Annotated in this window: 7 protein-coding genes; 5 read left to right on the top strand and 2 right to left on the bottom strand. The window is 67.3% G+C overall.

Annotated features, from left to right (window positions below; all coding sequences use genetic code 11):
- The 5 genes from pstC to RMO85_RS19315 form a co-directional block, all read left to right on the top strand.
- Window positions 1-778, top strand: a 778-nt coding sequence (gene pstC / locus RMO85_RS19335; RefSeq protein WP_310530340.1) for a phosphate ABC transporter permease subunit PstC, incomplete at its 5' end; no start/stop codon positions are given.
- The gene (gene pstA / locus RMO85_RS19330; protein ID WP_310530339.1) at window positions 778-1,686 is read left to right on the top strand and encodes a phosphate ABC transporter permease PstA; all 909 of its coding nucleotides are present in this window, start codon (window positions 778-780) and stop codon (window positions 1,684-1,686) included. The genes pstC and pstA, both read left to right, overlap by 1 nt.
- Window positions 1,687-1,826: 140 nt before the next feature.
- On the top strand, window positions 1,827-2,597 hold the full coding sequence (gene pstB / locus RMO85_RS19325; protein ID WP_310530341.1) for a phosphate ABC transporter ATP-binding protein PstB: 771 nt from the start codon (window positions 1,827-1,829) through the stop codon (window positions 2,595-2,597).
- A gap of 46 nt (window positions 2,598-2,643) precedes the next feature.
- Window positions 2,644-3,423: a phosphate ABC transporter ATP-binding protein PstB gene (gene pstB / locus RMO85_RS19320; protein ID WP_310530338.1), complete on the top strand. Its 780-nt coding sequence runs from the start codon at window positions 2,644-2,646 to the stop codon at window positions 3,421-3,423.
- Between the two features lie 404 nt (window positions 3,424-3,827).
- Window positions 3,828-4,721, top strand: coding sequence for a hypothetical protein (locus RMO85_RS19315; protein ID WP_310530337.1), 894 nt, complete (start codon window positions 3,828-3,830; stop codon window positions 4,719-4,721).
- A gap of 123 nt (window positions 4,722-4,844) precedes the next feature.
- Here RMO85_RS19315 and RMO85_RS19310 read toward each other — a convergent pair whose 3' ends face one another.
- Complete coding sequence (locus tag RMO85_RS19310; RefSeq protein ID WP_310530336.1) at window positions 4,845-5,840, bottom strand: inorganic phosphate transporter; 996 nt, start codon at window positions 5,838-5,840, stop codon at window positions 4,845-4,847.
- A 6-nt stretch (window positions 5,841-5,846) separates the two neighbouring features.
- Complete coding sequence (locus tag RMO85_RS19305) at window positions 5,847-6,464, bottom strand: DUF47 family protein (protein WP_310530335.1); 618 nt, start codon at window positions 6,462-6,464, stop codon at window positions 5,847-5,849.
- Window positions 6,465-6,563: the final 99 nt, after the last annotated feature.

The following is a 6,563-nucleotide window of genomic DNA, read 5'->3' as shown; positions in this document are numbered from 1 at the left end:
CATCGCGGCTCTGATCCGTCCCGTCATCGCCTTCTTCGCAGACGTGCCGTTGGGCGACTTCTTCAGCAACGGCAGCGAGTTCGGCGTCCTGCCACTCGTCTCGGGGACGCTGATGGTCACCGCCATCGCCCTCGTCGTCGCCGTGCCCCTGGGTCTCGGCGCGGCGATGTACCTGTCCGAGTACGCCTCGCGGCGGGCCCGCAAGATCCTCAAGCCCACCGTGGAACTGCTCGCCGGTGTCCCGTCGGTCGTCTATGGCTTCTTCGCTCTCTCCTTCGTCACGCCCAACGTGCTGCAGGGCCTGCTCGGTCTCGAGGTCGGCTTCACCAACGCACTGGCTGCCGGCCTCGTCCTCGGGGTGATGATCATCCCGACCATTGCCTCGCTCGCCGAGGACTCGTTCACCGCGGTGCCGATGGCGTTGCGCCAGGGCTCGCTCGCGATGGGCGCGAACCGGATGCAGACCACGCTGCGCGTCGTACTCCCTGCCGCCATCTCCGGCGTCGCCGCCGCCATCGTCCTGGGCATGTCCCGCGCGATCGGCGAGACGATGATCGTGGCGCTGGCCGCGGGCGCGCAGAAGAACTTCAGCCTGGACCCTCGCGAGGGAATGCAGACCATGACCGGCTTCATGGCACAGACCGCCGGCGGCGAGAACCCGGTGGGGTCGACGTCCTACAACAATCTCTTCGCCGTGGGGATGCTGCTCTTCCTCATCACCTTGGTGCTCAACATCATCAGCATCAGCATCGTCCGACGCTTCAGGCAGGCCTACTGATGAGCATCGCCGCCACCACCTCACGCGAGATCACCCTGCAGCTCGCCACTGGCAGGAGCAAGGACCGCACCACGGGGTCGTTGATCTTCCTCGGGCTGCTCTGGTTCTCCCTGTTCTTCGGCGTCATGGTCCTGCTGGCGCTGATCATCAGCACCGCCATCAAGGGCGCCACGCGTTTCGACTCCGAGCTGATCACCAACTACACCTCCATCGTGCGGCCCGAGACCGCAGGCTTTCGTGCCGGCATCCTGGGCAGCCTCTGGCTGATGGTGTTCACGGCCTTGTTCGCCGTGCCGCTCGGCATCGCCGCTGCCCTCTACCTCGAGGAGTTCGCGAATCCGGACCGCGCACTCAACAGGTTCGTCGAGGTCAACCTGCAGAACCTCGCGGCCGTGCCGTCCATCGTCTACGGCCTGCTGGCCGTCGCGGTGATGGCGCTGATCGGCTTCCAGGACGCCGGCATCGTTCTCGGTGGTGCACTCGCGCTGGCCCTGCTCATCTTGCCGGTCATCATCATCACCACCCGCGAGGCCGTCCGCGCCGTGCCCCGCGACATCCGTCAGGGCTCTCTTGCCCTCGGTGCCACGGTGTGGCAGACGACGTGGCGACAGACGCTGCCGGCCGCCGTACCGGGCATCGCGACCGGCACCATCCTCGGCCTCTCGCGAGCGATCGGCGAGGCCGCTCCGCTCGTCGTCGTGGGTCTGGCCGGGTCGGTGCTGTTCGATCCTCAGGGAATGATGAGCGCGATCACGGCGCTGCCGATGCAGATCTACTCACTGACGTCGCAATCGCGCGAGGAACTCCAGCAGGCCGCCTCGGCCGCCATCATCGTGCTGCTCGTCATGATCCTCGGCCTCAACGCACTTGCCATCTACATCCGCAACAAGTTCCAGCGATCCTGGTGAGGAAGACAACCTCCATGGCCAAGCCGCCTGCCACCGCGACAACCGGTGACACCTCCATGAACAATGCCCACATGGGATCCCTTGCTGATGTTCACAGCTCCGCCGACCGACCGCTGACGGCGGTCCCTGAGACGCCGGTGATGGAGGCTCGTGACCTCAACGTCTTCTACGGCGACTTCCACGCGGTGCACGACGTCAACCTGGCCTATGGGCGCCACGAGATCACGGCGATGATCGGGCCGTCGGGCTGCGGCAAGTCGACGGTGTTGCGCTGCCTGAACCGGATGAACGACCTCGTCGCCGGTGCTCGGGTCGAGGGCAAGGTGCTCTACCACGACCAGGACATCTATGCGAAGGGCGTCGACCCGATCGCCGTACGCACGCACATCGGCATGGTCTTCCAGAAGCCGAACCCGTTTCCGAAGTCGATCTACGACAACATCGCCTACGGCCCCCGGGTCACCGGCATGAAGGTCGACGACATGGACGCCCTCGTCGAGGGGGCGCTGCGCAGCGCCGCCCTGTGGGACGAGGTCAAGGACAAGCTCAAGCAATCGGCCTTCGGTCTCTCGGGCGGTCAGCAGCAGCGCCTGTGCATCGCTCGCACGATCGCCACCCGTCCCGACGTGATCTTGATGGACGAGCCGTGCGCCTCGCTCGACCCGATCGCGACCGCACGGGTCGAGGACCTCATGGTCGAGCTGCGCGAGGACTACACGATCGTCGTCGTCACGCACAACATGCAGCAGGCCGCCCGGGTCTCGGACCGGACGGCGTTCTTCACGGCCCGCCCCGACGAGACGACCGGCAACCGGACCGGACTCCTGGTGGAGTTCGACCTGACCACGAAGATCTTCTCCAACCCCGGGGACCAGCGCACCGAGGACTACATCTCGGGTCGCTTCGGGTAGGTCACCCTGGCTTGGCTCGGGCTCGGCATACCGGATGATGGGGGTCATGGCCACGAGCATCGACGTCTCTGAGCTCTGCCTCTACTACGCAGACTTCCTCGCCGTCGAGGACGTCACCGTGACCATCAGGGCGAACTCCGTCACCGCGTTCATCGGCCCGTCCGGCTGCGGCAAGTCGACCTTCCTGCGCTCGCTGAACCGGATGCACGAGGTGATCCCAGGCGCGCACGTCGAGGGCTCGGTGATGGTGGACGGACAGTCGCTGTACGGCGACGACGTCGACCCCGTCGCCGTACGCCGCAGGATCGGCATGGTCTTCCAGCGCCCCAACCCGTTCCCGACGATGTCGGTCTACGACAACGTGCTGGCGGGGCACCGCCTCAACTCCCAGCAGTTGGCGAAGGACGTCGCCGACGAGATCGTCGAGAGATCGCTCCGGGGCGCCAACCTCTGGAACGAGGTGAAGGACCGCCTCGGGCGGCCGGGCCTGGGTCTCTCCGGTGGCCAGCAGCAGCGTCTGTGCATCGCGCGGGCGATCGCCGTCGAGCCGCAGGTGCTGCTGATGGACGAGCCGTGCTCCTCCCTCGACCCGATCTCCACCTCCGCCATCGAGGACCTGATCCACGAGCTGAAGAGCAACTACACGATCGTGATCGTGACCCACGACCTGCAGCAGGCGGCGCGGGTCTCCGACGAGACCGGGTTCTTCAACCTGAGGGCCGCCGGTCAGCCCGGTCACCTGGTGGAGTTCAGCACCACCGAGAAGATGTTCGCCAACCCCGCCAACTCCGACACCGAGGCGTACCTCGCCGGCCGCTTGGGCTGAGGGGTGAGCGCCCGCCGGCCCGATATCCATGGGCGGGATGGCGCCGAAAGTGGCCCCTTCTGCGCCATCCCGCCCATGGATATCGGGCAATAGCGGGTCGGTCGGGCCCCGAGTGGGTGTGGACGATGCTCGGTGGCCCCGCCTGCACCGCTGCCTGTGGATAGCGGGAGCGGCTGGCGAGCTGCTTCGCGCATCCTCGCCAGATGTCAGAGATCGAGTACGGCGCAGGAGCGCGCCCGGCACGCGGGGTGGGGCCTCGGGAGGGCGTGCGACCGGGGCTCGTGTGGCCGGTGCCGGTGGATCCTCGAGGCGTCGACGGGCCAACTCGCGGCTTTGCCCGAGGCAGGGACTGGCGGCGGTCGAGCTGTGCCCTGTACGTCCCCGCAGGCGTGGACGGTTCCTCAGTGCAGCAACGCATCGTGGAGGCAGCGGCCCTGCTCCACGCCTGGGGTGGCGTGACGGGCTGGGCTGGGCTGAGCTGGCTCGGCGGGATCTGGTTCAACGGCCTCGGCAGCGACGGCGTCACCCGGGCGCCGGTGCCCCTGGCGGTCGGGCAGAACCATCCGATGGCGGAGCAGGCGGGGTTCCTGGTCAGCAATGCAGGTGTTCCCCCGCACCACCTGATGCGCAGCGACGGACTGCGGCTCACAATCCCGGTGCGGAGTGTCACCTTTGAGATGCGCCGAGCCAGGACAGCACTCGAGGCGGCCAAGATCTTCGCGATGGCGGCCTACAGCGACCTGGTGGCCATCGATGAGCTGATCGACTTCACCCATCGAGAGCTCAACGCGAAGACCGGCGTGGGGACGGTGCGGGCGGCGCTTGCCTTCCTCACCGAGAACGCCTGGTCACCGATGGAGCCCGAGATGTTCCACCATTGGGTCGTCACGGCCGGCTGTCCGCCGCCGTTGTTCAACGTCCCGGTCTTCGATCGCTATGGCAGGCACGTTGCGACGCCGGACCTGTTTGATCCGACGAGTGGGGTGTGTGGCGAGTACCAGGGCGACGTCCACCTCCTGCGAGCGCAGAGGGCGCAGGACGTGGGTCGGGAGGGCGGCGTACGGCGAATCGGACTCGACCCGGTCACGATGATCGCCGCCGACCGTCTCGCCCCGGCGGAGTTCGTCCAGCGCCTCCACGACGCCTACGCCAGAGCGGCACGCCTGCCCGTCAGCGAACGACTCTGGACGATCCAGCAGCCCTCGTGGTGGATCGACACCTCCACGGTGGCTCGTCGTCGCGCGCTGACCGAGGCCCAGCGGCGTGTCGCGCTCAGCTGGCGCCGTACCGCGGCCTGATCGGCGCAGCAGACCCCCAGTGGCGAGATATCCATGGGAGGGATGGCGCGAGATCGAGCCGAAATCGAACCATCGCGCCCATGGATATCTCCAGAGCCAGGGCCAGAGGAAGGCGGCGGGGCGTCAGGGGAGGAAGAGGGCAGCGACCCAGTACGTGGCCGCGGCGGCGAGGCCGGCGGCGGGGAAGGTGAGCACCCACGCGATCAGGATCGACTTCGCGACCCCCCAGCGGACGGCGGAAAGGCGCTTGGTGGCGCCGACGCCCATGACCGCGGAGGTGATGGTGTGGGTCGTGGAGATCGGGGCCTCGAAGACGTAGGCGGTGGTGTAGAGGACGGAGGCGGCGACCGACTCGGCCGCGAAGCCGCGGGGCGGGTCGAGGTGGATGATCCGCCGGCCCAGGGTGCGCATGATGCGCCAGCCGCCGGACCAGGTGCCGAGCGAGATCGCGGTAGCGGCCGCGACGATCACCCACAGGGGCAGACCGTCGGACTCGACGACGTACCCGCCCGTCAGCAGGGCCAAGAAGATGACGCCCATGGTCTTCTGCGCATCCTGGAGACCGTGTCCGAGCGCCATGGCGCCCGCGGAGACCGTCTGCGCGATCTTGAACCCGCGGTTGGCCTTCGACGGGTTGGCGTTGCGGAAGATCCACATGATGGCGAGCATCACCGCGAAGCCCAGGCTGAACGCCACGAGCGGCGAGATCAGCATCGGCAGCACGACCTTCTCGATCACGACGTCCCAGTGCGCGGTCGCACCGGCCGCGAGGGCGGCACCGACCAGGCCGCCGATGAGGGCGTGCGAGGACGACGACGGGAGGCCGTAGTACCAGGTCGCGAGGTTCCAGGCGATGGCGCCGACGAGGCCGGCCATCACGATCACCAGGCCGTGACTGCCCATGCCGGGATCGATGGTGTCCGAGACGGTGTGGGCGACCTTCTGGCCGAGGAAGGCACCGACGAAGTTCATGACCGCGGCCATGGCGAGCGCGATCCTGGGGGTGAGCGCGCCGGTCGAGACGGAGGTGGCGATCGCGTTGGCCGCGTCGTGGAAGCCGTTGGTGTAGTCGAACACCAGGGCCACGAGGACGACCGCGATGATGATCGCGATTTCCATCTGCGGTCAGGACTCCTTGACGGCGATCTGCTCCAGGATGTTCGCGACCTTCTCGAAGGCGTCGATGGCGCCTTCGAGAGACTCCACGATGTCCTTGAGCTTGATCACCTCCATGGCCTTGTAGTCGCCGTTGAACAGGCTGGCGAGGATGCGGCGGTAGCTGCGGTCGCCGGCATTCTCGAGGCGGTTGATCTCGATCCAGTACTCGTCGAGCTTGTTCATCGTCGCGAGGCTCGGCATCGCGGCGGCGGTCAGCTCGGCGCACCGCTGCAGCACCTCGACCTGCTCGGAGGTCTCGGCCGGCAGGGTCGTGACGCCGTAGAGCAGCACGAGGTCGACGGCCTCGTCCATCATGTCCATCACGTCGTCGAGTCCCGAGGCGAGGGCATAGATGTCCTCGCGGTCGAACGGCGTGACGAAGGTGCTGTTGACACGCTTGACGATGGCGTGGGTGGTCTCGTCGGCGGCATGCTCGGCCTCGCGCATCCGCTTTGCGATGCCTTCGCGGTCACCACCTTCGCCCAGCATCTCGGCCAGCAGTTCGGCGCCCACCACCAGGTGCGCGGCGGACTCACTGAACAGGTCGTAGAAGGATGCGTCGACGGGCCGGAACTTCAAACGCACGGAGAACTCCCAATGAGGGGGGCGTGAACGATCCACATGCTAGGGGGTCGATGAGCTCAGCCCGCAAACCTCTGCCCCACGCCGGTACGCCGCCGCGCT

The sequence above is a fragment of the Nocardioides sp. genome, from assembly GCF_031422975.1.
In the GTDB taxonomy this organism is placed as follows: Bacteria; Actinomycetota; Actinomycetes; order Propionibacteriales; family Nocardioidaceae; genus Nocardioides.
The sequence above is the reverse complement of the archived record's forward strand: the minus strand, read 5'-3'. Positions and strand labels throughout refer to the sequence as shown.